1 pseudogene is annotated in these 526 nt (G+C 57.0%); it reads left to right on the top strand.

Going from position 1 to position 526, the window contains the following annotated elements:
- Positions 1–207 precede the first annotated feature (207 nt).
- Positions 208–526 (top strand): annotated as a pseudogene (locus DVK07_RS21065) (iron transporter); the annotation flags it as partial.

The following is a 526-nucleotide window of genomic DNA, read 5'->3' as shown; positions in this document are numbered from 1 at the left end:
TCACAGGTTGGCAGTTACAGGCACTTCCGGTTGACGACAGCGGGCGCAAATTGATATGAACCAACCAAACATAGCATCACAGATGAGAAGATGAACCGACGAACGTTTTTCACACAGGGCGCCGCACTCTCCAGTGGACTGCTGCTGTCTGGTTGTCTGGGTCGGCTCGGGTTCGAGACGCAGTCTGCGTGGCGTGACCCACCGCTCGTGGAGGATCGACCTGCCGCCGTTTACTATCCCGCGATCGTCGAAGGGATGGGAATGTATGGGACGACGACAGCCGGTGACATCGGATTTGCGCTGATGCACTCGTTCCCGCACCGTTTCTGGAACCTCACCGGCGCACGCAAAACGAAAGTCGTCGTCCAATCCGACGATTCGGTGCATCTGATGGCGAGTGTCTGGGACACCGAGACGGAGACGATCCTCCCAGTCGACGTCTCTGTCGAAATCAGTAACAGCGACGGTCAAGTGTCCTCAACCAACCTCTGGCCGATGATTTCGCCGAATATGGGGTTCCACTACG

Origin of the sequence: Halorubrum sp. Atlit-26R, from assembly GCF_003666015.1 — an archaeon.
GTDB lineage: Archaea > Halobacteriota > Halobacteria > Halobacteriales > Haloferacaceae > Halorubrum.
This window is presented reverse-complemented; position numbering and strand designations above follow the sequence as displayed.